This window comes from Gracilibacillus saliphilus, assembly GCF_010994085.1.
GTDB lineage: Bacteria > Bacillota > Bacilli > Bacillales > Amphibacillaceae > Gracilibacillus > Gracilibacillus lacisalsi.
In genome coordinates, this window is the sequence record NZ_WJEB01000006.1 from 16,414 (window position 1) to 42,215 (window position 25,802).

Here is a 25,802-nt window from a genome sequence, read left to right on the forward strand (position 1 = left end):
GATGTTGCGATTAGCGATAGGTTAAATATAATTCATACCATTGGTCCACGAACTCTGGTGAAAATGGTCCCTTTCGCTGTCTTACCCAGTGTAGGAGATGATCGACATTGTTCCATAATATTTTATCCAAAACTTTTGGATAATTCATTTGACTTTTATGCAACTCATATTCATCCTCGTCCAATAGCGTATATGTCATATCTGGAAATACTTTTACGTCTAAATCATAATCTATATATTTCACGGCCCGGTCTTCGAAGACAAATGGCGAGCTAATGTTACAGTAATAATATATGCCATCATCGCGTAACATTCCGATTACATTGAACCAATACTTCGAATGAAAAAAACAAATTGCCGGCTCTCTCGTTATCCACGTGCGACCATCACTTTCCGTAACTAATGTTTTATCATTTGCTCCAATCACGCGATTACTTGTTCCTTTCAATACCGTTGTTGTATCCCAGACACGATGGAGCTGACCATTATGTTTATAGCTCTGTATTTGAATTGATTTTCCTGGTTCAAGGCCATCCATTCGTATCTTCCTTTCTTATATTTAGTAATACTAATTATAACGATAAATATTTACAATTGAAAATAATACAATTGGAATGGTGCATTTAGTAGTGGGGGAAGGTTGTCGGTAGTAAGAACGCTCACAGGAAGTCTGCTAGTTTTTGACAGTCGGGCGAGCTAGACTTTCTCTACTAATGATAAAGACTTGGCTTATCTCTCCATGTTTTAGTGGACGGCACTTCTTTCGTTTTAATTGTTCTGGGAAAAGTTTCTCGAAGATACTTCTTGCTGATTTTCCCTCTTTTTGTCCTCGAGAGTGCTTCTAGAATCTTCCGCGCTGAGAGGAATCACTATATGTATTTCGCACACTGTTATCTAGACGCAAAAAACTTGACTCTCCACATGGAAGAGCCAAGTTTTTTTAAGACTGTATCATTATTTTTTGTTTTGTTGAGACTTTTGGTTTTGCTGGCGAACCTCTTGTGCATCAGTTTCGCTAGCAAACTCAGTACCGAATTGTCCTTGACCTTGTGCAGCTTGTTGATTTTGGCGTTTTACTTCAGCAGCATTTGTTTTGCTTGGGTTTGCTTGGTTATTGTTACGTTTAGCCATCAATATCACCTCCACGAACATTAATTTACCCATGATGATTCATTTTATCCAAAAAACATCATTTTTTTTGTGGAGGTTAAGAACGACTTTTCTATTATGAAGTTTCCTTTACAATCAGCATATTTTGCTATAATTGTTTATAAATATTTTGATGAGATACTGGTAATGGATATTGTTTAATTTCCTCTTTCGTTAAATATTCCATATGTCCAGGTGCTGACATTTCACCTTTTACAGTTATATATTTCACATTCAAAAACCATGTTAGATGAGAAAAGACATGCTTCACCGGCTCGAGATCATTCGTCTCTACTACTTCTACTTGAAATTTCTCTTGTATATATGCTGATAGGTGTTTTTCATCCACTTCCTCCGCTTTCACCATTGGGAATTGCCATAATTGAGCCAATAACCCTTGATCTGGTCGTTGTTCCAAAAGATAATTACCTGTATCATTTTGAATAACCAGTACAAAATAAGTATGCGATGATTGTTTTATTTTATTCTTCTTAATTGGTAATGACTGTTCCACACCTTCACGAAATGCGATGCAATGTTCTTGCACCGGGCATAATAAACAACTCGGATTTTTCGGTGTACACACTAATGCACCCAGTTCCATTAAACCTTGGTTAAAGGCAGACGGGTTGTCTTCTGAAATCAAATCCCGGACCGCTGCTTCAAATGTTTTTCTTGTTTTAGGCTTGGCTATATCTTCTTCAATACGTAAAACACGTGATAGAACTCGCATGACATTACCATCAACTGCTGGTTCTGCCTTATTAAATGCAATACTTAATATCGCACCTTTTGTGTACGGACCAACACCTTTTAAGTCACCTAATTGTTTTGGATTATCCGGTACTTTAGCAGCATATTGTGCTACTACTTCTTTCACGGCAGTTTGTAAATTACGAGCACGAGAGTAATAGCCAAGGCCTTCCCATGCTTTTAATACCTTTTGCTCATCAGCTTCCGCTAAAGCTGTTAAAGTCGGAAAATGCTCCATGAAGTTTTGAAAGTATGGGATAACCGTATCAACTTTTGTTTGTTGTAACATAATCTCTGACACCCATACTCGATACGGGTCTTGATTCTCTCTCCATGGTAATTGTCGTTGTTCTCTCTCAAACCATGTGATTAAATCCTCTTGAAATTGGGGTATATTGATAGTAGACGTATATTTCACAGTTATTCATCCTTCGTGATACAATATTTAAATAAGACAAGAAAGGGGCAGCTATGATGGATACTGGTACTCATATTACAATGGGTATAGCCTTAGGGGGCATTGCAACATTAGATCCAATTGTACAACAAGATACGACCCTTTTTACCGCAGTAATGGTTGGAACGATAATAGGGTCACACGCACCAGACTTTGATACCGTACTAAAACTGCGTGATAATGCCACATATATCCGGCATCACCGGGGTATTACCCACTCCATCCCGGCTGTTATTTTCTGGGGTATCCTTATTTCCGCGATCATTCATTCGTTTGTCCCAGAAGTTAGTTTTATTCATTTATGGCTATGGACATTTCTAGCCGTCTTCCTGCATGTTTTTGTTGATATATTCAATGCTTACGGTACACAAGCGTATCGGCCCTTTACAAAAAAATGGGTAGCGCATGGCTTTATCAGCACCTTTGATCCGTACATTTTCAGTCTACACGTTATCGGGATCATTGCATGGTTGCTTGGAGCTAATCCTGGCTACACCTGGTTAATGATTTATTTTATTATTGTATTGTATTACATTAAACGGTATATCGACAAGCGGGAAATAGTAAAGATGATTCACGAAAATTTTGACCATGTCGAACAGATTGCTACCTCTCCGACTATCAAGCAAAATGTCTGGCGAATCGCCTTAACAACTGATCAACACTTTTTTGTTGGAAAAGTGAAAGATGGTCATATCGAAATTGATGATAAATTTTATCGGGTACCACTACCTGATGAGCCGATTATAAAATTTGCGATGAAAGATAAAAACATTTCTGCGTTTCTATCTTTTTCACCGATCTACCGTTGGGAAATCAATATGTATGATGACTTTACCGAGGTACGATTCATTGATCTACGTTACCGTTCGGAAGGGCATTATCCCTTTGTTGCGGTCGTTCAAATTGATGACAATATGAGAATTATGAATTCTTATACAGGCTGGGTATTCTCCGAGAAAAAATTACAGGATAAATTAAATTTGGATGGTAATACAGTGTGAGATATTTCTTCACTCACAAATACAAAATTTATGAAGATTTTAATCAAATCACTGAAAAGGAAGAAGAATCTTTGATATATTTAGTCTTCAGCTTGTTATGAAGGACACTTTTTGGGATTTTCGTATTTTTTGTCCTTCATCACCTCTATGATGGACACTTTTTTCTGATTTTTGCATTTTTTGTCCTTCATCACCTCTATAATGGACACTTTTTTCTGATTTTTACTTTTTTTGTCCTTCATCGCCTTTATGATGGACACTTTTTTCTGATTTTTACTTTTTTTGTCCTTCATCGCCTTTATGATGGACACTTTTTTCTGATTTTTACTTTTTTTGTCCTTCATCGCCTTTATGATGCACACTTTTTTCTGATTTTTACTTTTTTTGTCCTTCATCGCCTTTATGATGGACACTTTTTTCTGATTTTTACTTTTTCTGTCCTTCATCAAGTTGTTAAAGTCCTACTGTACAAGGAAAAGAAGGACTCCTCCAATTAAAGAAAACTTGGCGATTAGCCAAGCTTTCTTTAATGTAAGGTTGTATTTTCACCATTGATTAATTTCTGATATCTTGGGTATCTTGTTGCGAAGTCATCTAATTTATCGCCATATTGTGCGATCCAGTGGCGTACAATCTTCTTTGTTACTTCGACTCCTTCGTATTTCCTGCCTGCTTTCGCTCTTGTCGATTCAAAATCTTCCCAAAGTAATTCCACCCAACTTCTTGCCTCAAGCAAGGTTAAAGATGGATTTTTTTGATGTAATTCCTCTGCTAGTCTTTGAATCTCTTCTTGCATCTCTACTTCCCCCGCTTATATTAAGATTGTTTATCCCCTAATATTGATAATGGCACTGCTTCTTCTGCCTCAAATTTTTGACCTAGTAAATTGACACGATGTCCCCAGGCAAACACACCATTAATATAGGTAATTTCAAAAGTTTGCCCTGGATCTCCGGCTAGCTCATAGCGCTCACCTTTCTCAAAATCAGCCGGATTCACGAGATAAGCGGCTGCCATTTGCATTTTTCGTTGGAGGATCTCATATTCACTGACATTTCCCCATTGTTCTGCTTTTTGTAATTTTTCCTTTAATACTGCTACTTCTGCTCGTAACTCCTCAACCGTATATGTGCTATATCTGCGCTCCATTACTACACCACCATGTTAGTTTCTACTTTTATTTTACCATTACTTTGGCTAATGTTAAAATATCGTAAACCGGTGCTATATTATTTCGTACACAGCCTGTTCCCCTGTATAATGAGGGTAATCTTACAAAAAAGGATGGTCCAGCTTGATAAAATTATTTGCGACAGATTTAGATGGAACACTATTAAAACCTGGCAACATCATCAAACAAGAAGATATAGATGCTATTCATCGTTTAAAAGAACACGGCATTGATTTCGCCGTTGCTACTGGAAGAATGGAACGAGATATCGTGAAAATCTGTTCAGAAATAAATCATGATGCACACCGCATCAGTCAAAATGGTGCGTTTGTCGACACGAAAGATAATCAAAAAATTTTCACCAAAACGTTTGATGCTGCAACAAGCCGTGCCCTACATCATGCAGTCAGTGCTTTTCCGAATCCATTCTGCATTACAACGGCGGATGAATCATATATTTCTTTTAAAACACCAGAAATTAAAGCTATGGAAGACATTCTTTATTTCCCACTGGTAGAAGGTGTTGATTTTGCAGATGACTATAATGAAGCATTCTTACCTAGTAAATACATGCTGCTTGGCGACGAAAAGGATATTGTTGGTTTCCAGCAAAAGATAGACGAAGCATTTTCTGAGGTGAGTGAATCGTATTTATCTGATCCGCACTGTGTGGATATCGTACCAAAAGGTGTAAGTAAAGCACGAGGGTTAACAGCATTAGCAGAATACTTAAATATAAATCCAGAAGAAATTGCTGTAATAGGTGATTCATTCAATGATATTCCGATGTTTGAAATGTCGAATAACAGCTTTGCAATGGTAACAGCACCAGAGGCTGTTAAACAAAAAGCAACACACGTTGTTGATGACGTATTTGAGGCAATTGAATTTATCCAAGGTAAAGTGAGCACAAGTTAATCAGTGCTCACTTAGATACTCATCTATAAAACGGTCAATTAGATCAGCTGTAAATCCTTTGCGATATAAAGCTGCTTTCACCTTTTGTTTCAATCCATATCCACTATCTTTTTTCTGGTATTTAGTCACCAATTTCTCACCTTGAAATACGACAGCTTCGTACTCCTCATCATCGTCTCGCTCCAATTCAATATTATTTAACACTTCTGTAATAACATCGAATGAAAACCCTTTTTGTAATAGCGACTGTTTAATACTGTCGATTTGTTGCTGGCGAGATTTTTTACTGGAGGCTTGTAATTTCTTTTTTGCCCATTTTTCTACCTTTTGAAATTGTTTCTCAAATGTATAGAGGGATAATGCCTGTTCAATATTAGGAGCTTGTATACCTTTTTCGACTAATTCCTTCTTTACCATTAAGGGTCCTTTAGTGGATGTTTGCATTTTCGTTCTGACTAATGCCTCACTAAAAGCAACATCATCCACCAAACCTTCCTGTTTCAGGCGAGAGATCACTTCGCCGATATAAGTATCGTCAACTTCTTTACGTTGTAAGTAGTCAATTAATTCCTGCTCAGAACGCATTCGATAACTTAAATACTTAACAGAAAGGGTATAGGCTTTATAGGACTCATCTTTTTCTTGAATTTGCTCGATCATTTCAGGAGTAAGGAACAACCCTTTTCGAAGATAATATTCGATCAAAATATCTTCATTAACACTAAAACCATAGTATTCTTGCTCATTTTCTTTTAAAAAAATATTATAACGGTGCTTCGATTTCTTTTGCGTCGTTATTTTAGCTATTTCGGGCAAGATTATCACCTCACTATTATTTTAGCACACAAACATTTGTTCTACAAACGAAATGGAGGGGCTTATAATGAACATCGCAATAGCTGGAGGAACTGGGTTTGTCGGAAAACATGTAACAAAAGCATTAACCGAACGCGGTGATTCCGTCTACATTTTGACCCGATCTCCCAACAAATATAAAAGTAATCAACAAGTATCTTATATTGGATGGCTACATGACTATTTTCATCCAGAACAACATTTACCAAAGCTTGATGCCATCATTAATTTGGCAGGGGATTCCCTATTTGGTTATTGGACCAAAGCAAAGAAAGACAAAATCTATCAAAGTAGAATTAATGCGACTTATGCGATTATCGACTTAATTCGCAAACTGTCAGAAAAGCCTGAAGTACTTATTAATGCTTCAGCTATCGGCTACTTTGGCACGTCAGACACGAAAACTTTTACGGAACAATCAGAAGAGCAAGGCAATGACTTTCTTGCTGAAGTGACGGAAGCTTGGGAAGAAACGGCATTACAAGCAAGATCATTTGGTGTCCGAACGGTTGTGGCAAGACTTGGTGTCGTCTTGGGTGAAGAAGGTGCCTTACCACTAATGGCAATCCCGTTTCGACTATTCGCCGGAGGGAAAATTGGTTCCGGTAAACAGTGGGTATCATGGATCCATATTAAGGATGTCGTTGGTCTCTTGTTATATGCAATCGATCATAAACATGTTGAACGCACTTTACACCTCACTGCCCCAAGCCCTGTTCAAAATAAAGAATTAGCACAAGCACTTGCGCAAACCTTGAACAGGCCGAGCTGGTTTCGCACACCAAGCTTTCTTTTAAGAACACTTCTAGGTGAAATGAGTATACTAGTTGTGGATGGACAAAAAGTTTTACCCGAAAAAGCAATCGAATCAGGCTATCATTTTTACCACGCTACCATCGAGCAAGCATTAGCCGAAATTTACAATTAATCGTCTTAATAGGTTATTTACGGTCGTTTGTGACGTTTATATTAATTTAAAGTAAATTTTCTTAATATTCCTTCATTTTACTTAAATTTTTTTCGTATTTTTTTGTGATTTCCTATTTACAACTATCTTGTTTATTGTGTAAGATAAGGGTATCGAGCAGTTGATATAAGGGAAGGCAAATGGTGCGCCACCAGCGGAAGTAAACTGGTTCTAGTGGGTTCGATTCCCACCCCGAATTTTTGTTTAAACTTTGATAAAAATTCGAGGGTGGTAAGGACACAGCTACACCATGTTTCTGTCTTCTTTTCACCCTCCAAAGCCTAAGGAGGGATTTTTTATGCTTAAAAAAAGAGACGTCCAGGATGCGCCTGTGTTATTTGATCTCATGTCAGATCCGGAAGTATTTCCATACGTAAGACATAAAGCTTATTCCAGTGACGAATTTTACTTTTTAACGAAACAGACAATGGAAGCCGAAGAACACGGTGAATTGATCTCCCGCACCATTGTCGATGAATATTTTAGCCCAATCGGGACGATCAATTTATTTGATATAGAAAATAAGGCTGGATTTTTGGCGACATGGATTGGTAAGCCATACTTTGGCAAAGGCTATAATAAATTAGCAAAAGACGCTTTTTTCGAAGAGCTGTTTTATCATCATGACATCGACGCAATTTTTATTAAAATCAGACGTACGAATGTACGCTCTTTAAAAGCCATTTTAAAAATCCCTTTCGTCATGTATGGTAATGAAAGCTATCCTGAAGTTTTTGAAAAAATTAACTCACAGGAAGAACCTGTTTATGATTTATATGTAATTACGAAAGAAAATTATTTCTCACATGTAGAAACTGTTACAGAAGGCGAAGAAGCCATGTAACTATCCACATCAGTTATCCACAAATCTGTGCATAATGTGCATAAGGTTTGTGGATCTTGTTTTAATAAGGACAGTTATTCAGTCCCTAGATAGGTTGCTTCAATGGGGATAGCGTGGATAAATGGACTTACAGCTGTCATAGTTGTTTTTGACTGTTGATAACCTTGTGAATATGTTAATCTATAGCTGGCAGGTGATGAAAATGTTTACAGCAAAAATAAAATGTGACAAATGCTCACGACAATTACAATTTAATGAAGAATATTTCTTTCATAGTAGATTACAAGATAGTCTGGGGATCACTAATGTAAAGAAATATTATCAAGAGTATGGCACTGTCTATTGTAAGGAATGCTTGCAAAAAGAACTAGGTGAATAATTAAACTTGCGCACATGTTTCTGTAAGACGTATGATAAAGTAAGACTTTGATCAGTAAAGGATTTATTGCACTGATCATTAGCGAAACTTATCAAGGTGTATACTTCCTAGTGTTACGGGGGATTACGGACGGTTAGCACCGTGATAAGAGCGGAGGACTTATTATGAAATATCTAAAAATCATCTTACAGATTAGTGTGCTATTTTTGTTTTATTACATTGGCGAAGCAATTCAATCTGCCTTTTCTTTATTTATACCGGGTAGCATTATTGGCATGTTGCTCTTTTTTGCGTTGTTAACTTTTAAACTAATCCGTGTCGAATGGGTTGCTGACGGAATCGATTTATTGATCAAAGATATGCCGATATTCTTCGTTCCCGTTACAGTCGGCGTTGTACAATATTTAGACTTCTTTTATGGAAAAGGGAGTTTAATGATTCTGCTTGTCATAATTAGCACTTTTTTAACTATTGGTATCAGCGGCTGGATTACCTCATTGTTGTTGAAGAAAGAAGTAGATACTCATGATTAACGTCTGGATTGGAATCATCTTTTTAATCATTACAATAGCTGTTTACAGGGTAGCAAAAAGGATCTATCGTAAGTATCCTAATCCATTTACCTTGCCGATTTTCTTAACCTCTGGATTTTTAATCATATTGTTAGGATTCAGCGATCTATCCTATCGATCGTATATGCTTGGTGGACATTGGATTGATCTGTTTCTTGGACCAATCGTGGTCGCCTTGGCATTACCGCTATATCGCCAGCTTGACTTAATCAAAAAATATACCCGAACTATTTTTGTTGGCATATTTGCTGGTTCTATCATCGGTATCGTTACAGGAATTGCCGGTGCAAAAACGCTCAGATTTGAAGATTGGATTATTCAGTCTGTGGCAGCAAAGTCGGTTACTACACCTGTAGCATTAAGTATTACCGACACAGCGGGCGGCAATTTATCCTTTGCTGCTGTCTTCGTTATGATTGCTGGAATTAGTGGTGCGATGTTCGGGCCAGTCATTGTCCGATTACTTCGAATTCAACATCCTGTTGCAAGAGGTCTTGGAATTGGAACGGCTTCACATGCGATTGGCACTTCCAAGGCATTAGAATTAGGTGAACTAGATGGTGCGGTCAGTGCACTGTCGATGACAATTAGTGCAGTTGTAGTATCCTTTTTAGTGCCGCTCTTTTTAGCTCTGCTGTAGAGTGCTTGTGCTCTACAGCTTTATTTTACTACGACATATTTACATGCAGTACCACCTTTTGCGATGCATTCGACACGCTTAACTTTCTCAGTCCCAAGTACCGATTTAAACAAATTCAATTCACAGTCACATGGTTTATCATATTTGTCTGCTATTGCAGCTATCGGACAATTATATTGAGCAAAGGATAGTTTATCATTATCTTCTTCATGGAATTCTGACATATAGCCATTGTCACTTTGTACCTTCACTAATGCTTTTACCCTTTCTGCAATGGGGTCTTCGATAAAAATCCGTCTGCGATATTTCTGACGTAAACGCTCTTCCCTTCTTTCAAATAGCTGATCGATTGCTTCCATCCCTATTGTGTCTTCAATATCCCGCAAAAACTCCATTGTTAGCAGGTCATAACTTTTAGGAAAAACATTTTCACCAGCTGTCGTTAATGAATAATAGATAACAGGGCGCCCCATCGGTTGTCGAACGGTACGGGAGGTTATTAATTTTTCACTTTCTAGTTTTATCAGATGTTTTCGGATCGCCATTTCGGTAATATTTAAGAAGTTGCTAATTCCATTGACAGACAGTGATTGGTTCTTTTTTAATAATTCTAGAATCATAGCTCTGGTAGATTGTTCCTTGACCATTTGCTTCACCTCTTCTTTCAAAACTTATATGTTGACAAAGTAGATATGATAGAGTTAGTTTATAAAATGATTCTCTAAATGTCTGTGATAAAAATCATACAGGCGCAGATGGAAGGTGATTGGATGGGAATCGTCGTAGTAGAAATATGTGACAGTAATTTAATGAACACATTTGATATAGAAAACATCATTGAAACGGAATATCCAGAGGTTGCAGTGCTAATTAATGATTGCTTGAATTTCTGTGGGTTATGCAGACTCAAGCCCTACGCGTTAGTAAATAATCGCCGAATCCACGGGAAGACTCCAGAGGAAACGTTGGGGAAAATTAAAAAGGCGATTGAAGAAGAATTGGCTTTTTTCCATTAAAAAAGTGGCCCCTACTACTATGGGACCACTTTGTTTCTATTCAAAAATGGAGTCGATATCGATATACCTTTTATCATGTGCCTTTGCGACAGCTTCATGGACGACTTTTCCTTGGTACGTGTTAATACCTTTTGCAAAGGCTTTATCTGATTGAGCATAATCTTTTAAGCCTTTGTTGGCCAGATTTAAAACATATGGTGTCGTTACATTTGTTAGTGCATATGTGGCGGTTTTTGACACCGCACCAGGAATATTAGCTACTGCATAATGATTAACTCCATGTTTAACATAAACCGGATCCTGATGTGTTGTAACCCGGTCAATCGTTTCAATCGAACCACCTTGATCGACGGCTACGTCCACAATGACAGATCCTTGCTCCATTGTTTTTACCATTTCCTCTGTTACCAATTTCGGCGCTTTTGCACCTGGAATCAGAACGGCACCTACTAGTAAATCTGCCTTTTCTACTTGTTCAGCAATATTATATGGATTGGATGCTAAGGTCCGAATTTTGCCTTGGAATAGGTCCTCTAATTGACGTAAACGGTCAATATTGATGTCTAATAGCGTAACATTGGCTCCTAATCCAACCGCCATTTTTGCTGCATTGGTACCTACTATACCGCCGCCAATAATGACAACATTGGCTGGTGAAACCCCCGGTACACCACTAGGAAGAACACCTTTTCCGCCATGTATTTTTTCTAAAAATCGAACGCCAGCTTGCACAGACATCCGTCCAGCGATTTCACTCATTGGTGTAAGCAGAGGTAAGGCACCATTTGCTAGTTGAATCGTTTCATAGGCAATACTTGTCGTTTTATTTTCCAATAAAGCTTCTGCTACTTCTTTTTCAGCAGCTAAGTGTAGATAAGTAAACAGTAGTAGATCTTTACGGAAAAAGGAAAATTCTGATGGTTGAGGTTCCTTTACTTTAACAACTAATTCTTGCGCCCAAACTTGGTCTGGTGAAGATACAATATCCGCTCCTACGTTTTTGTATACTTGATCATCAAAACCACTGCCAAGTCCAGCACCGCTTTCAATTTTCACTTGATGACCTGCTTCTGTCAGCATCATTACCCCCGCAGGTGTGATCGCCACGCGGTTTTCATTGCTTTTAATTTCTTTAGGTACACCGATTTTCATCATTTCACCTACCTTCTCTTTGCTAGTATGATATGAAAACTTCTTATTATTCGTTTTCCCTTTTTTAGTAAAAAATAATACTAATCGTGAAAAGTTCATTTATTTTTTCAGATATCCAATACGCTTCGATTGTTTGAATTAGTAAAAGAATACAGTGTCAAATTAATCATACACAAGTAGCAGTAATACTAGTAAAAGGATATTCAAGAGTTAGAAGATTAATGAATGCAGCGCCTACAAGCTGTAGTAAATATATATTGGATTTTTTGCATAAACGCCTCTCAGGAAACATTAATGGCAGTATTGATATTAGTTGACGTTAGGGATGTTGCGAAAGCGATGGTTTGGTTGCGGCTATTACAAAAGTGAGTATGAGTGAATGTTATTTAGTTACAGGACACCATGTACACTTGAAAGACTTATCCAAAGAGCTGGAAATAAGAGCTTCCTCAGAAAAGTTAAGCACTAGATATCACTTTTAGACCTCTACATGACACACTTCAAGATGCAACGGATTGGTTCACGGAAATGAACACAACTTTACCGAGCCGACATTTATTCCGTTATACAGCAGATAAAAGGGGATATATGGGTTATAACGGACATCTATTCCTTTATTCACCATATTTATGTTTCTATTTAACGTTTTTTGCCAAAATAGCGGAACAGATGTCCACTTCACCTTAAAATCTAGGTGTTTTTATAGAAATAACGGAATAAATGTCCGCCGATTAATTGATGGAGCATAGCGGGCTCGAACCGCTGACCCTCGCGCTGCCAGCACGATGCTCTCCCAGCTGAGCTAATGCCCCGTATTTCATGATTCTATTATAATAAAAAAAGAGTCCGAATGCACGAACTCTAATCTGCCATTTCTTTCGTTTTTAAAATAAAATTAGAAACGACAAGTAATATGACCGACAACCCTAATGTAATGCCAGCCGCTCCCCATAGGTCATTCGGGATTGCTCCTTCTGCCAGCATAGTAGTGATGTGCTCACTAATACTATTGGGAAACCATGGCATCCGGAAAGAAAAAATCTGATTAATCGCTGACATTGCCATAATCGTTATAATCGACAGTGTTAATACAAGACCAGGTATTTTAACTACCGTATTATAAAGAAAAGTTAATGTTACTACAAAAATCAACCAAATAAAATAAAACAAAAACAGCCCTATGAATTGTGACGCACTTAGATCACCAAATAAAAGATTCACATAGTACCAGCTTGTTAACATACCTATTAAATAAGCTGTAAAAACTAATAGTAATTTCGCTGCCCATTTTGCTGAAATATAGGTGAAATAACTTACTGGTTTAACTAATACTAATTCTGCTACACCACTTTTTCGTTCACCTGCAATTACTGCCATTGAGATCGCCACAATGACAAGAACACCAAGCATACTAACTTCTGTCAAACTGAACATAATCGCCTCTGTTGGTCCCAACTCCGGCCCTTCAATCACGGTTCCTTCTGGCACACCACCAACCGCATCTAATATTTGCGGCAAATAATAAGTTGACAATGGATCCATAATACAAATGATGATGAACACGAGTGGTACCCAAACCCATTTGAAATTGCGCCAGTCTTCTACTAATTCCTTTTTAAAAATTGTGATCCATTGCATTATTTTTTCACCACTTTCATAAATAAATCTTCCAGTGTTGTCTTACTTAGCGCTAACTTCTCAAGCGGCCAGTCCTCTTCTAATACTTTCGTTAATATTTCTTTTCTGGCTAACTCGATATCTTCTACGACAACATGGACTTCTCCTTTTTCTTGGAAAACATCTTGTACTGATGAAAGAGCATGGAGCGTTTCCAAATATGTAGCAGAATCACCTCGCAATGCGATTTCAAATTTAGCGGATTGATGCCTTTGTCGTAATGCATCAATCGATCCTGATTCCAGTATTTCTCCTTGATGCATCAATAATAAATCATCACAAATTTCTTCTGCATCTCCTAATATATGTGTGGAGAAAAGGACCGTTGTTTGTGTTTTTAATTCTTCCATTAATGTTAATACTTCGCGACGTCCAATCGGATCTAGTGAGGAAACTGGCTCATCCAGCATAAGAAGTTGTGGACTATGAATCATCGCTTGTGCTATCCCTAGACGTTGCTTCATCCCACCTGAATATTTACCGATTCGTTGATTACGAGATTCATAGATTGCTACTTTTTTGAGGAGTTGGTCTGCTTTTTCTGCTGCTTCTTGTTTTGTTAAGTGTGCGAGTTGACCAACATAAACGAGAAATTCCTTCCCTGTCATCCATGGGTGGAAAACCGGATATTGTGGAAGATAGCCGATATATTTTCGAATATCTTCTCCTTTTTGTGACCGAGAAAAGTTAATGATTCCTGAAGTCGGCTTCAACAAGCCAGAGAGCATTCTTAATGTTGTTGTTTTACCCGCACCGTTCGGACCGAGCAGTGCAACACACCTGCCTTTTTCTAACTGAAAATCAAGTCCTTTCACAATTGGTTTGCCTTTAAACGCCTTTGTCAGTTTTTCGACTTCAATTACTGTCATTTAATATTGTCTCCTTCCAACAATAAAGAATAAAATCGGACCAATAAAACCAATTAGAATAATAATCGCTGCCCACATTGGCTTGGGGCCATTTGTTTGTTCTGTTTTTAAGAGGGCTATAATTGCGACAATCATTAATAAAAATTGAATAATAATTAACGGAGCAAGCATCATGATGACGTCCATATTGGTCACCTCCTTAAAGATACATACGTTTTATATATAGAGAGAGTTTCATAATTTTATTAATTCATTGTAAGTGGAAAATTGTTGGTTAGATACCTAATCTTATCTTGTGAACATAATCCCAAAAGCCCATAAATAAGCATATCTATAACGGTAACTAACTCTGTTTCCATGGAGATGTCAAAAAACAGATGAACTAACATACAAAAAGATAGTTTGTTTAGCACCATAAATAAACAGTACAAATAGCAAACAAAAACGATTAGATATTATGATACCCAATCGTTTTGTTTTTTATATTGTCTTGTTCAACTAAAGCTACCCTTTACTTTAAGTACATTATTCCACAAAATTAGTACGAATAATTGTTGGTTAATACACAGTATCATACATAGGAAGCTTTTAAAATCATACCTTCTTCAGTTAGTGTCTTCTATAATTAATAATTAGAACAATGTGATAAATGATAAATCCTATCGTTAGACCTAGTAATAAAGAAAGTATAGGTAGAATTACTGGACCCAATACGACACCCATTATTTTTAGTTTTGTTGAAAAAATCAACCCAATTGTTATAAAAAAAGCACCAAATACAAAGGGGATATACGAATATGGATTTATTTCTCCTTCTGCATCCCTATATGCATCCCACATGGAAAACATATACAAACAAGGATAAAACATAAGCCATTGAAAATTTGTAACATAAATGGCTTTTTGTATTTCTCCTGTAAATGAATATAAAATTGCTAAGTTGAAGTTACTTTGTACATTTACAAGAAATTCTAAAAGAATTAGTATACTCCCTTTAATTAACCTTCTATTTAAGAACTGACCAAACCCTGGAAATGCTATGCTCCATAGTAAAGCCTCATGTTTTTTAGGTTTCTTATAACCGCTCACCCAATATCACTCAATTCATCTTTTGTTTACGGTCCTCCATTTGAGGTGGCTCTTCCATCCAACCATTTTTAATCATGATTTTCGCACCCTTATGAGCATATTCAAAAATATCTTTCATGAAAATCGTATTTTTTGTTGGCAAATCATTTCGTAAACTAAAAGCAGTTCCGAGTGAATTGCTTCCCATAGAAAAGCTACAAAAAAGACTTGTACAATATATCATTAACTTATCAGAAAACGGTGCTACCGTTGAACGAGTTGGATTCCCTCCTGGAGTTTGAGGAATTGGAAGGTTTGTTTGAAGCATTACTTCACTCAATTCTTTTATAATGCCTTTAGCAAGCTCTGCACCCTCATTAAAGTATTTTTTTACCTCAACATCATTTGCACACTGTCCAAAACCTAAAATCAATTGTAAACCTGTAAGATTTGATTCAATAGCTTTATGAATGTGAGAAACTTCTACCGTGTTCAATGTTCTTTTTTGACTAAATGGATTGAGAGCTAATCCACCTAAATAACTATTATCTTTAACAAACTCAACTGATTTTGGCATTGAAACGTAAGGTGTTCTAATCAGTAACCCCTTTTCAAGCAAATATTGAGAGCAAATCCTGAAATACTTTTGGGTAAGAGCAGTAAGGTCTTCAAAAAACATATTTATATCTTCTCGAAACGTCATTGTCATATTTAATGAATGTAATCCTATACTGATCTCTTTTAAAAGGCGGACAAACATAATGTCAAACCCATTATCATATAGCTTTGGGACATCCTTATTTACATCTTGTGCTGTATATCCAACTGGTATAACAGCATCTTCCTCTTCAAATATCTGAACTATTTTACCAACATATATTTCAAGTTCTTCATGCAAATTTGTCATAATATCCTTAGCTTTTTCATCATCTGCTTTTGCTATAAAATACTCTAACACTCGTAAAATCATTGTTTTTTCTTGATATGTAAGCCATAATGTTCCTAATTCTGATGACGTAATTGATGCTTTTTCTGGCATAATTAAACCTCCCTAAAATAATTAATTTTAGGTTGTGTAATTTATAGAGATTCATACTATCCGTTATTAGCTTTTCACTTGTAAAACCACCAAAAATAAAAATTAGAATTATCATGTTAAAACAATAAAAAAAAGAGTGCGAAAAAACATCGATTTGCACTCCTTTTTGCTTTCTCCCCTATAGCTAATCCGTTACGACAACGGCATATTTTTAATTATTTTTGTCGTTGTATTGGCAGTGTACAACAGCGGAAGGAACCTCCAGATTTAATAATTTCAGAAAAAGGTACTTCTACTACTTCAAACCCTTTTTCCGTTAACTGCTTATTCACCTGTTTATTTTCGGGCAATGAAATGATTTTACCATCTCCGATAGAAAAAACATTGGTACCAAGCGTAAACTGTTCATCATCGGTGACTTCAATCAAATCATATTCATTGTGAAGCATGTTACATTCCTGCTCATTAAAGGCATCATTATAAATAAGTCCTACCTTGTCACTTACTAAATTAAAGCAACAATCCAAATGCAAAATATCTTCACGAATTTCAACAGCAACAACTTCTTTATCTGGTAACTGTCTTTGCAAATCTTCAATCGCTTTTTTTGTGGTGCGAAGGCTTCTCCCTATATAAACTTTTTCATTGCCAACAACCACATCCCCACCTTCAATGGAACGTGTCGTTAATGGAGTATAAGGCAAATCCTCATGGTCAAGGAATAGTTGTAAAACATCTATTTCAGGCTTTCTTATATTACGCCCCATCTCACAAGTAAATAATGTATCCCCCGCCGCAAATCCAATATCTCTCGTAAAGACTTGTTCGTTCAGCTTAGAATCTGTCATTAGTTCGATCACTTCAATATCGAACTGCTTCAATGTTTGAACAAAACGTTCATGCTGCTCCATTGCGATTTTGACATCAATATTTTCATCTTCATAAAATTTTTGCGTTTCATTGATAACATTTTTGATTTCCATGTATTTAGGTGGACAGACAATCACTCTTTTTAAGCGATCATATTCATTTTGCTGAAAAATCATGGAGAAAAGCGCTCCCTTTTTTTATTTATTATTATACCTAATTTAGATTCATTCATTCTTAAGAAAAAGTCTGTTACATGTTCTTACAGGTTCGTTTTCCAGTGAAAAAGACCGTGTTAGTCTTACTATAATCTAAAAAACAAGGCGGGAGGGTATTACATTGAATAGTAAAAGAATGCAAAACCCTAACATTTTTACTTGTGTTATCTTAACATTTAAGCTTATATTTCAATAAATACTTATTAAGGAGGATCTTTTCATGAATCGCCCCAAAAGAAAAAATCCGAACCTGTTCACATGCATCATTTTAACATTTAAAGTAATGTTTCAGTAATCAAATGATTCGTTCTTTCATACAGATAAAGTAATATCCTGATAATAAGCACGGTTGGTTCGTCAATAGACTGCCAATCGTGCTTTTTCTTTATAGATTAATTGAGTGGTATTGCCACTTTCTGCTCTATCCAGTTGGGGTAGCCAGATAATTTTATATCGATAATTCGTTCATCAGTTTGGATTGCTTTTTTAAAGATAGTTGTTTTTTGGTTTGATTGATGACTGGAACTTGATCTAATTTGCTCCATTACGTTTCCATCCAAGTCCAAGATCTCACCAAAAGGATCCATATAATAGTTTTCGATTTTATCCATTGAGATCGACAGCCACCCACTTTCATATGTCAGGTCATAAAACTTATCATATGGGTCATGAAGAATTTGTTCCTTTTCCAAATCAAAGCGAAAATAATCCTCATCTCTATTAACTGCCTGTAGTTTAGAAAAAGTAAGTGATAATGATTCTGGCTGTTCAAAATAATTACTTTGCAAATAGACTTCATAATTCTCATCCTCGATGGTTCCGATTGCTGTCATACCATTTTGGATACCTGTCCATTCTTCTCCTTTTTCATCAACAAGTGCAATATCATCAATGGCAAGTATTCGCATATCATTTTCAGTATCTGCATAGAGATTAACCGTTGTTCGAAGTGGTTGAATCGTTACAGAATCGATATGGATCTTCTGACCTTCTATCTTGACTGTTTCGTCCACCTGATACTGAATCGATTCTTTAGTATTTTCCGCATGGAAATCAATCGAAATAGTTTCCCTTAATTGATTGCCGACACCATTATCTAATGTTTCGACTCCAACTACTTCTGTTGTAAAGGTAAAATCATCAGATCGGATAGGTTCATCTGTATAATATTCCACAGTTCCTCGGTTTTCATCTTGAGGACTGTAACCCTTAGATTGGTATGCGAGTTCTCTTCCATTAACATTAGTAATCAGACTTTCTTCGAGTCGAACTCTATCTAGCTCTTTTTCACTTGAAACTGTATAGAACAGAACAAGCCCATTTTCATCTCTAATCACTCCATCTACTGTTAGTGTAAGATCACCTTGAGTTACGGACTTATCGATCACTTGAAAATAGTCATTCTCGATCGCTGCTTTCTGTCCTTTATCAAATTGAACGAGCTCGATCAATTTATCCATTCCGGGGTATTTCGCTACTTGTGCGGCAAACGTAGGAGATGCATTAATGATCGTTATAAATGATAGTAAGATAATCGCTACTGTTACAACTGGAGTAATCCCCCACCTTTTCCAAAATTGTTGCTTTACTGCTTTTTGCATACCTGCCTCAATTGCTTGATCCAACTCATGATCTCTTACTTCTAAAACATCATATTGCTTTTTCCACTCGTCCAGTTTCTTTTTCATCATAGCTCCCCTCCTTCGTCTGCCAATTGACGTTTTAACTTTTCTAATGCACTGTAAATTCTAGTTTTTACAGTACTTTCTGGTATCTTTAATTGCTCAGCCAATTCTGGAAATGTCATACCATGGAAATACTTTAAATAAATCAGTTCTTGATCTGCCTTTTTCAAATGATGAATCGCATCTTCTAGCCAAATACTCTTAGAATTGTCTACGGAGGCTTTGTGTTCAAGCATGCGGTCATCTGTTAGTCGCTTGGATTTTTTCAAGACATCATTACAGTAATTAATCATGATCCGAATCAACCATGTTTTGACATAACGAATGTCTCTTAGCTGCTTACGTTTCTTATAAGCACGGAAAGTTACTTCCTGTATCGCTTCTAATGCTTCTTCTTTATTTTTCAAAAAGGCCATCGCAGTGCGAAACAAATCTGCACGGTATATAGTGATGATGTACACGAACGCATCATTGTTTTTGCGAAAATCCTTTTTGGTGACATCAGTCATTACACTGCCCCCTTTTCTTTCTCTATCTTATCTATTAGACGCAGAGAAGTACAAAAAGTTTGGATGGATTAGATTTTTATGGCCACTTTTTCATGGTTTTATGGCCACTTTCCAATTATGTAAACAAAAAAATCACCCCACATTTATGCGAGATGATTTTTTTTCTTAGTTGTGAAGCTAATATAGATTGTTATGATAATACAAAGCAATAAAAGCGAATGAAAGATAACATGAAGTGTATTCGGAACAATTCCATTGATTTCCGGCAAAAATGAGTGTGTATCTCCTAACATTTGCTGGTACCTATCTACTCTCTCCTCTGCTCCATAACCAAAAAAATATGGAATCCACCAATCCAATAGTGCTCCGACAAAAATAAAAGATTGATGAATAATTAACCAGAGCCTAATCCAAATCGGGTACCTCTTGCCGATAAATATTAGTACAATACTTAGTAAGATTAAAATTTGGACAGCACCTATTAAAGTAACAGTCAATATTTCATTGAAACTACGATCCGCCGAAATAGCATCAACATCATTAAGTGGACCAAGCGGAACTAAATCCTGAACAATCATAAAAATAAGAATTAAACTCAAGCCTAAGACTAGCAACTTTTCTGCAGTTCGAATCTCTCTATTCAACTCTTTCCCCCCACACGTGTAACTTTAGGCCTAGTATGAATCTTTTGTAAAAGAGAAGCAATACATTTTTAAATAATTTCATCAAAACTTTACGTAAGAAAAGCGCAGAGCGCCCGTCTAGAAACGTAGCGGCTGGAACGAATCAACTGAGATAAAGGAATCACGGTGAGTTTACGAACCGATGATGACTTATCGTAGGGCGATTCGTGAAGTCGCCTAGTTTCTGGGCGCTCGGAGCTAGACAGGCAACCAATTTTATACTTTCTTTCCTAGTAAGAAAAACGGGAACCCCCGCCGGTCCATTGTAAAAAAAGCAACCTATTACTTATCACAATAGTTGTTGCATCTCTTATAGCGGAGACTAATTACGTAGACTCCTGCGGGAATAGCGCGAGCCGAAAATCCACTTTGCAAAGTGTTTTTCTTTGCAAAGTTAGTTGAGGCCGTGCCCGCGGAAAGCGAAGTAATTAGTCGGAGCGTTGTCAACCACAAATAAAATATGTCAAAATAACTACTTCGTTAAACACGGTCATTGAGCTGATTATATACTTTCTTATTTTAAAGAAAAAGCACTAGCTAAATACTAGCTAGCGCTTTTCTTCACAACGATATCTTCGTTTTCAAACACGATCTCTATTTGTTTTACTTCCTCTTCTTCCAAGACAAGATCTGTGATGCCGTCTTCTACTTTATCTTGGATGACACGACGTAGTGGACGTGCACCAAAGCGAGGGTCATAGCCTTTATCAGCTAGGAATTTCTTCGCCTCATCACTTACGGTAATGGTAAGATCAGCTTCTTCTAATTGCTCGCTTAATTCTGCGATCATAAGGTCTACAATTTCCAGTAGATCTTCTTGTTCTAATTCATTGAATGGAATAATCGCATCAAAACGGTTCAAGAATTCTGGCTTGAAATAGCTGCTTAAGTTTTCTAGTGTTGAAACAGCTTCATTGTTGTCACTGTTGAAGCCAACCGTAATTTTCTTCACCCCGGTACCGGCATTACTTGTCATAATAATTACGGTATCTTTAAAACTTACCGTTCTGCCATGACTATCAGTTAGCTGACCATCTTCCATGATTTGCAGGAACATGTTCTGTACATCTGGGTGTGCTTTTTCGATTTCATCTAACAGAATCAAGCTGTACGGATTGTGACGAACTTTTTCTGTTAATTGTCCTGCTTCTTCATGTCCTACATAGCCTGGTGGTGAACCGATAATTTTTGATACGGTATGTTTTTCCATATATTCACTCATATCAAGGCGAATCATCGCATCTTTTGTACCAAACAGTTCCTCAGCTAATGCTTTTGTTAATTCTGTTTTACCTACACCAGTTGGTCCAACAAATAGGAAGGAACCAATTGGACGATGTTTAGATTTCAAACCAGCACGACTGCGGCGAACTGCTTTGGCTACTTTATCAACTGCAACTTGTTGGCCAATTACTTTCTGGCTTAAGTTGCCCGCTAAGTTTTTCATTTTAGATTGTTCGTCTGCCTGGATTTTGCGAACTGGGATTCCGGTTTTCTCTTCAATGATTAATTGAATATCTTCGACTGTTACTTCTGCCTTTGGTGCTTCTTTTGTTTCTGCTAATTTTTTCTCTAGTTTGATTTCTTGATGTCTTAAGTTAGCTGCACGTTCATAGTCTTCTTTTTCAGCTGCTTCCATTTTTTCTTGGCCGATTTCGTCAAGACGTTTCTGCAATGCTTCGTGATCTGACTCACTTACATCAAGGTTGAGACGTGCACCTGCTTCATCAATTAAATCAATAGCTTTATCTGGTAAGAAGCGGTCTTGGATATAACGTTTAGACAACGTAACGGCAGCATGTAATACTTCATCAGAATAACTTACTTGATGATATTTTTCATAGCGTTCTTTCAAGCCTTGCAAAATTTGCTCTGCTTCATCTAATGATGGCTCTTTTACCATAATAGGCTGGAAACGACGCTCTAATGCTGCATCTTTTTCAATTTGACGGTACTCTTTTAATGTCGTTGCACCGATTAATTGTAATTCGCCTCGTGCCAATGCTGGTTTTAAGATGTTTCCGGCATCCATTTGAGAACCTTCTGTCGTTCCAGCACCTACAAGCAAGTGAATTTCATCAACAAAAAGAATGACGTTTTGACGTTCTTGAAGTTCGGATACTAATTGTTTCATACGCTCTTCGAATTGGCCACGAATTCCGGTATTCGCGACTAATGACGCCACATCCAGAATATAAATTTCTTTGTCCAATAGTTTTGTTGGCACGTTTCCTTCTGTTACTTTTAGGGCTAATCCTTCTGCGATTGCCGTTTTACCAACACCAGGTTCCCCGATTAAGACCGGGTTGTTTTTGTTACGACGGTTTAACGTTTCAATCACACGTTTAACTTCTTGGTCACGTCCAATGACTGGGTCAATTAGTCCTGCTCTTGCTGCATCTGTCAGGTTTTTACCTAATTGATCTAAAAGACCATTACCTTTTCTGCCTTGTCTTGTATGTGTTTTGGCTTGTGCTTGGTTGGAGCCATTTGCTCCTCCGGCAAAGAAGTTTTCAAAGTCTTGTCCCCCAAACATACCAGATGGATTTTTCATTTGATTTTTTATATCTTGAAAGCATGATTCACAAACATGTAAAGATTCGGTTTGATCATTAAATCGAAGGTTTACATTTATCGTTGCTTGATGAATACCACATTGTTGGCATTTCATTTGTTATTCCTCCTTCAATTTTTTATTAAGGTCAATTTTGACTTTGACTATATTTGACCTTTACTTGTCTATTATTATAATCTGACCTTTTTTGACTTTCAAGATCTTTGCTCAAAAAAATTGTTAACAAATAAAAAAACAACCCACAAAAGTAGATTGTACGCTTCTTCTATATTTTTTTATATCACAGTACCGAAAGGAATAAACACAAGCAATATGGCTAAGAGTATCGACCATAAAATTTCTTTTATCACAGAGATCCTCCTAGTGAGCTTTTCGTTCATCATATCATACTACGAGACAACTGCTTATACTTTGCAAGAAATCATTACAAAGAATTTACATTCACAACATTCTTTTGCCATCAGATGATTTATGCTACACTAGAATTAATCCGTAATAAAAAGGAGTTGTTTCATTGATGACAACCATCGAGCTAATGCATAATAAAAAGACAATGCGTTTTGATGTAGTACAATTGACCATATATAAACAAGCAAAAATTGTAGAAGCTACCGGTCAAAAAAATCAATCTTATTATTTATTTTTTTACAAAGACCGCTATATTAACGCAAAAAAAACGACTTCTATACGATTGCAATCCTTTCTAAAAAATGCTCTCCAACACGGCCATACATTTTCTGCTGATCATCCATTAACTAAAGCACTGCTTAATGAAGACCATGCATATCGCCTTACTTCCAATAATCAAATGGTACAAAAACTAACTAACAAATATAACGAAATAGAAATGCTCTATGTACTGGCGATGTTCGATAACTATGTCAATGAAAAGAAGATCCAGGCCCTTTGCAAGAAGACATTTTACAACTACCGAAGAAACGGTCAGCTAAAGAAAGCATTCCGAATTCTTGTCAACTATGGGCAAGTACGTCCACACGACACGTTTGCCAAAGATATGCTACATCATTTTGACTTCCAAAAATATAAAGACCAATACCAAAACATTGATCAACTTTCAATCGAATGGTCAGACCCTCTCTATTTAGAATCTGTTTATTTCGAGCAAAATTTCCCTAACACTGTCATAAATTCTATGATCCAACAATATCATATAGATAATCGAAAATTTGATCAACTTTGCCTCCTATACACGAATTGTTCATCCTTAAAGGCTATAGAAAAAATCGATGAGTTAGCCCAAGAACAGCTTGCTAAACAAGAGCAAATTAGCTTATGGGAACAACTATTAGTTGAATATCCTGAACCAAAAGAAATCATTGAAAAGCTCGTAAAGCTGGATGGTTATCAAGCCATATTACGGTACTATGTTCACCATGACGAAGCAATTGAAGATCGAAAACTGTTCGAGAAGGCACTTGACGCTGTTTCTACCGAGCAATTAGCAAAGGATTATCAGCCCTTATTAGAAACTTTACTGACCTTATACAAAGAGGATACTGCACAGCTGGAAAGAGTTCTCCATTTAACGATCAAAAAGTTATTGCAGCATCTCCCTTTAAACGAAATCATCACATCACTACAAGATACAGAGCTACCAATCATACAGAAGTTAAGGAAAATGGAAAAATTAACAGATAATCCAGACCAGCAATTTGCCTTAGGTGAAATCTACTTTGATCTCGAACAGTATGACCAAGCAATTGCTTGTTTTGAATGGGAAATGGAATTAGCGCCCAAAGATCCTGCTCCGATTCAATACCTTTACAAAAGCTATTTAGCAAAGGGAGATAAGGAACAAGCAAACACATATAAACAATTAATGGTCAACATACCTTCTTAACCTTCTTCAATACTGCGCCATAACGTCATGGCCGCATAAGATCGGTAAGGTTTCCATGCTTGATTCCATTCGTCAAGTTTGGCTGCAGTTGGTTTAGTTTCCAGGCCAAAATGAAGTTTTAATGCGTTTTGAATGCCGATATCACTCGATGGAAAAAGGTCTTGTCTACCCAGTGAGAACATCAGCCAATTTTGGACGGTCCATGCGCCAATTCCGCGAATTTTAGTTAATTGTTGCATCACTTCTTGATCACTTTTGTCATAAAATGAAGTTAGATTGAGCTCTTTTGCAACAATTTTCTTCGCGGTATCAATAACATATTCTGCTTTTCGCCTACTAAATTGCATATCTTGCAGTTCCTGATAAGGAATGGTTGCTACCTTATCAGCTGTCGGATAAAACCAAACACCGTCAACTTGCTCGCCATAGGTTGTCACAAATCTTGCGGTTAACGTTTGGGCAAACGCCATATTTAGTTGCTGATGAATAATCGTTTTAACCAAATTACTAAACGGATCAAATTCTCGAATCAATGGTGTTGCTGGATAGGCTTCAAACAAGCCCGCTAAATCTGTTTCGGCGAAAAACTGCTGAATCACTCGCAAATCCTGATCCCAAGCAAATATATCAGCTATTTGGACAAGTAGCTCTTTCTTTCGTGCTTTGTCTTGTCCTTCTATTAAAAAACTGGGATTTGCTGTTGTACCAGTTGCTGTCACGGTTACGACATGTTTTTCCTGACCAATTCTTAATGGTACTAACACGGATCGCTTCTTGAAATCGACATAATTCAATTTATCCATTTCTAACCGAAATAGTAAATAATCGAAATCATAAGGCATTGCAAGTTCTATTTTATCTTGCCACACTAGCA

The 25,802-nt window shown here is 36.8% G+C and carries 28 protein-coding genes and 1 tRNA gene; 9 read left to right on the forward strand and 20 right to left on the reverse strand.

Annotated features, from left to right (window positions below; all coding sequences use genetic code 11):
* Positions 1-10 precede the first annotated feature (10 nt).
* The 3 genes from ntdP to mutY form a co-directional block, all read right to left on the reverse strand.
* Positions 11-538 carry a nucleoside tri-diphosphate phosphatase gene (ntdP, locus tag GHT08_RS08160; RefSeq protein ID WP_163580944.1) on the reverse strand — a complete coding sequence of 176 codons (528 nt, stop codon included), beginning with the start codon at positions 536-538 and terminating at the stop codon, positions 11-13.
* Positions 539-954: 416 nt separating this feature from the next.
* Positions 955-1,131: a gamma-type small acid-soluble spore protein gene (locus GHT08_RS08165; protein ID WP_018932584.1), complete on the reverse strand. Its 177-nt coding sequence runs from the start codon at positions 1,129-1,131 to the stop codon at positions 955-957.
* A gap of 127 nt (positions 1,132-1,258) precedes the next feature.
* A complete protein-coding gene (mutY, locus tag GHT08_RS08170; RefSeq protein WP_163580945.1) occupies positions 1,259-2,320 on the reverse strand; it encodes an A/G-specific adenine glycosylase in 1,062 nt (353 codons plus the stop codon).
* A 56-nt stretch (positions 2,321-2,376) separates the two neighbouring features.
* Here mutY and GHT08_RS08175 point away from each other — a divergent pair, with 56 nt between their 5' ends.
* Positions 2,377-3,363: a metal-dependent hydrolase gene (locus tag GHT08_RS08175; protein ID WP_163580946.1), complete on the forward strand. Its 987-nt coding sequence runs from the start codon at positions 2,377-2,379 to the stop codon at positions 3,361-3,363.
* Positions 3,364-3,889: 526 nt separating this feature from the next.
* Here the strand turns inward: GHT08_RS08175 and GHT08_RS08180 are convergent.
* Positions 3,890-4,159, reverse strand: a complete 270-nt coding sequence (locus GHT08_RS08180) for a YfhJ family protein (RefSeq protein ID WP_018932581.1) — start codon at positions 4,157-4,159, stop codon at positions 3,890-3,892.
* 20 nt (positions 4,160-4,179) lie between these two features.
* Positions 4,180-4,512, reverse strand: coding sequence for a YfhH family protein (locus tag GHT08_RS08185; RefSeq protein WP_163580947.1), 333 nt, complete (start codon positions 4,510-4,512; stop codon positions 4,180-4,182).
* A gap of 145 nt (positions 4,513-4,657) precedes the next feature.
* Here GHT08_RS08185 and GHT08_RS08190 point away from each other — a divergent pair, with 145 nt between their 5' ends.
* Positions 4,658-5,452 (forward strand): HAD family hydrolase, encoded by a 795-nt coding sequence (locus GHT08_RS08190; RefSeq protein WP_163580948.1) that lies wholly within the window; start codon positions 4,658-4,660, stop codon positions 5,450-5,452.
* On the opposite strand, the gene recX is transcribed toward GHT08_RS08190, so the two are convergent.
* Entirely contained in the window at positions 5,453-6,268 is an 816-nt protein-coding gene (gene recX, locus GHT08_RS08195; RefSeq protein ID WP_163580949.1) for a recombination regulator RecX, read from the reverse strand. It lies immediately after the preceding gene.
* A 67-nt stretch (positions 6,269-6,335) separates the two neighbouring features.
* Here recX and GHT08_RS08200 point away from each other — a divergent pair, with 67 nt between their 5' ends.
* From GHT08_RS08200 to GHT08_RS08220, 5 genes are all read left to right on the forward strand, one after another.
* Positions 6,336-7,235, forward strand: a complete 900-nt coding sequence (locus GHT08_RS08200; RefSeq protein ID WP_163580950.1) for a TIGR01777 family oxidoreductase — start codon at positions 6,336-6,338, stop codon at positions 7,233-7,235.
* A gap of 337 nt (positions 7,236-7,572) precedes the next feature.
* Positions 7,573-8,118 carry a GNAT family N-acetyltransferase gene (locus GHT08_RS08205; protein WP_163580951.1) on the forward strand — a complete coding sequence of 182 codons (546 nt, stop codon included), beginning with the start codon at positions 7,573-7,575 and terminating at the stop codon, positions 8,116-8,118.
* A 202-nt stretch (positions 8,119-8,320) separates the two neighbouring features.
* Complete coding sequence (locus GHT08_RS08210) at positions 8,321-8,497, forward strand: hypothetical protein (protein ID WP_238343530.1); 177 nt, start codon at positions 8,321-8,323, stop codon at positions 8,495-8,497.
* 164 nt (positions 8,498-8,661) lie between these two features.
* Entirely contained in the window at positions 8,662-9,030 is a 369-nt protein-coding gene (locus GHT08_RS08215) for a CidA/LrgA family protein (protein WP_163580953.1), read from the forward strand.
* Positions 9,023-9,709, forward strand: a complete 687-nt coding sequence (locus GHT08_RS08220) for an LrgB family protein (RefSeq protein ID WP_163580954.1) — start codon at positions 9,023-9,025, stop codon at positions 9,707-9,709. Before GHT08_RS08215 ends, GHT08_RS08220 begins: the two co-directional genes overlap by 8 nt.
* A gap of 20 nt (positions 9,710-9,729) precedes the next feature.
* On the opposite strand, the gene GHT08_RS08225 is transcribed toward GHT08_RS08220, so the two are convergent.
* The gene (locus GHT08_RS08225; protein ID WP_163580955.1) at positions 9,730-10,356 is read right to left on the reverse strand and encodes a helix-turn-helix transcriptional regulator; all 627 of its coding nucleotides are present in this window, start codon (positions 10,354-10,356) and stop codon (positions 9,730-9,732) included.
* A gap of 123 nt (positions 10,357-10,479) precedes the next feature.
* Between GHT08_RS08225 and GHT08_RS08230 the strand changes: the two genes are divergently transcribed.
* Complete coding sequence (locus tag GHT08_RS08230; RefSeq protein ID WP_163580956.1) at positions 10,480-10,725, forward strand: YuzB family protein; 246 nt, start codon at positions 10,480-10,482, stop codon at positions 10,723-10,725.
* Between the two features lie 36 nt (positions 10,726-10,761).
* Here GHT08_RS08230 and ald read toward each other — a convergent pair whose 3' ends face one another.
* From ald to GHT08_RS08290, 12 genes are all read right to left on the reverse strand, one after another.
* Positions 10,762-11,877, reverse strand: coding sequence for an alanine dehydrogenase (gene ald, locus GHT08_RS08235; protein WP_163581048.1), 1,116 nt, complete (start codon positions 11,875-11,877; stop codon positions 10,762-10,764).
* A gap of 739 nt (positions 11,878-12,616) precedes the next feature.
* Positions 12,617-12,689, reverse strand: a tRNA-Ala gene (locus GHT08_RS08240).
* A gap of 49 nt (positions 12,690-12,738) precedes the next feature.
* Entirely contained in the window at positions 12,739-13,515 is a 777-nt protein-coding gene (locus tag GHT08_RS08245) for an ABC transporter permease (protein WP_163580957.1), read from the reverse strand.
* Positions 13,515-14,423 (reverse strand): ABC transporter ATP-binding protein, encoded by a 909-nt coding sequence (locus GHT08_RS08250; RefSeq protein WP_163580958.1) that lies wholly within the window; start codon positions 14,421-14,423, stop codon positions 13,515-13,517. Before GHT08_RS08250 ends, GHT08_RS08245 begins: the two co-directional genes overlap by 1 nt.
* A complete protein-coding gene (locus tag GHT08_RS08255; protein WP_018932566.1) occupies positions 14,424-14,609 on the reverse strand; it encodes a PLDc N-terminal domain-containing protein in 186 nt (61 codons plus the stop codon).
* A 423-nt stretch (positions 14,610-15,032) separates the two neighbouring features.
* Entirely contained in the window at positions 15,033-15,512 is a 480-nt protein-coding gene (locus GHT08_RS08260) for a hypothetical protein (protein ID WP_163578747.1), read from the reverse strand.
* Between the two features lie 10 nt (positions 15,513-15,522).
* Positions 15,523-16,530 carry a DUF3231 family protein gene (locus GHT08_RS08265; protein WP_163580959.1) on the reverse strand — a complete coding sequence of 336 codons (1,008 nt, stop codon included), beginning with the start codon at positions 16,528-16,530 and terminating at the stop codon, positions 15,523-15,525.
* Positions 16,531-16,745: 215 nt separating this feature from the next.
* A complete protein-coding gene (locus GHT08_RS08270) occupies positions 16,746-17,576 on the reverse strand; it encodes a dimethylarginine dimethylaminohydrolase family protein (RefSeq protein WP_163580960.1) in 831 nt (276 codons plus the stop codon).
* A gap of 431 nt (positions 17,577-18,007) precedes the next feature.
* Positions 18,008-19,303, reverse strand: a complete 1,296-nt coding sequence (locus GHT08_RS08275) for a DUF4179 domain-containing protein (RefSeq protein ID WP_163580961.1) — start codon at positions 19,301-19,303, stop codon at positions 18,008-18,010.
* On the reverse strand, positions 19,303-19,809 hold the full coding sequence (locus tag GHT08_RS08280; protein ID WP_163580962.1) for an RNA polymerase sigma factor: 507 nt from the start codon (positions 19,807-19,809) through the stop codon (positions 19,303-19,305). The genes GHT08_RS08275 and GHT08_RS08280 overlap by 1 nt, the downstream gene beginning before the upstream one ends.
* 143 nt (positions 19,810-19,952) lie before the next feature.
* Positions 19,953-20,453, reverse strand: coding sequence for a hypothetical protein (locus GHT08_RS08285; protein ID WP_163580963.1), 501 nt, complete (start codon positions 20,451-20,453; stop codon positions 19,953-19,955).
* A gap of 583 nt (positions 20,454-21,036) precedes the next feature.
* The gene (locus GHT08_RS08290; RefSeq protein ID WP_163580964.1) at positions 21,037-23,163 is read right to left on the reverse strand and encodes an ATP-dependent Clp protease ATP-binding subunit; all 2,127 of its coding nucleotides are present in this window, start codon (positions 23,161-23,163) and stop codon (positions 21,037-21,039) included.
* Positions 23,164-23,581: 418 nt separating this feature from the next.
* Here GHT08_RS08290 and GHT08_RS08295 point away from each other — a divergent pair, with 418 nt between their 5' ends.
* Entirely contained in the window at positions 23,582-24,928 is a 1,347-nt protein-coding gene (locus GHT08_RS08295) for a tetratricopeptide repeat protein (protein ID WP_163580965.1), read from the forward strand.
* On the opposite strand, the gene GHT08_RS08300 is transcribed toward GHT08_RS08295, so the two are convergent.
* Entirely contained in the window at positions 24,925-25,797 is an 873-nt protein-coding gene (locus tag GHT08_RS08300) for a DNA-3-methyladenine glycosylase family protein (RefSeq protein WP_163580966.1), read from the reverse strand. The genes GHT08_RS08295 and GHT08_RS08300 overlap by 4 nt on opposite strands.
* Between the last annotated feature and the right edge of the window lie 5 nt (positions 25,798-25,802).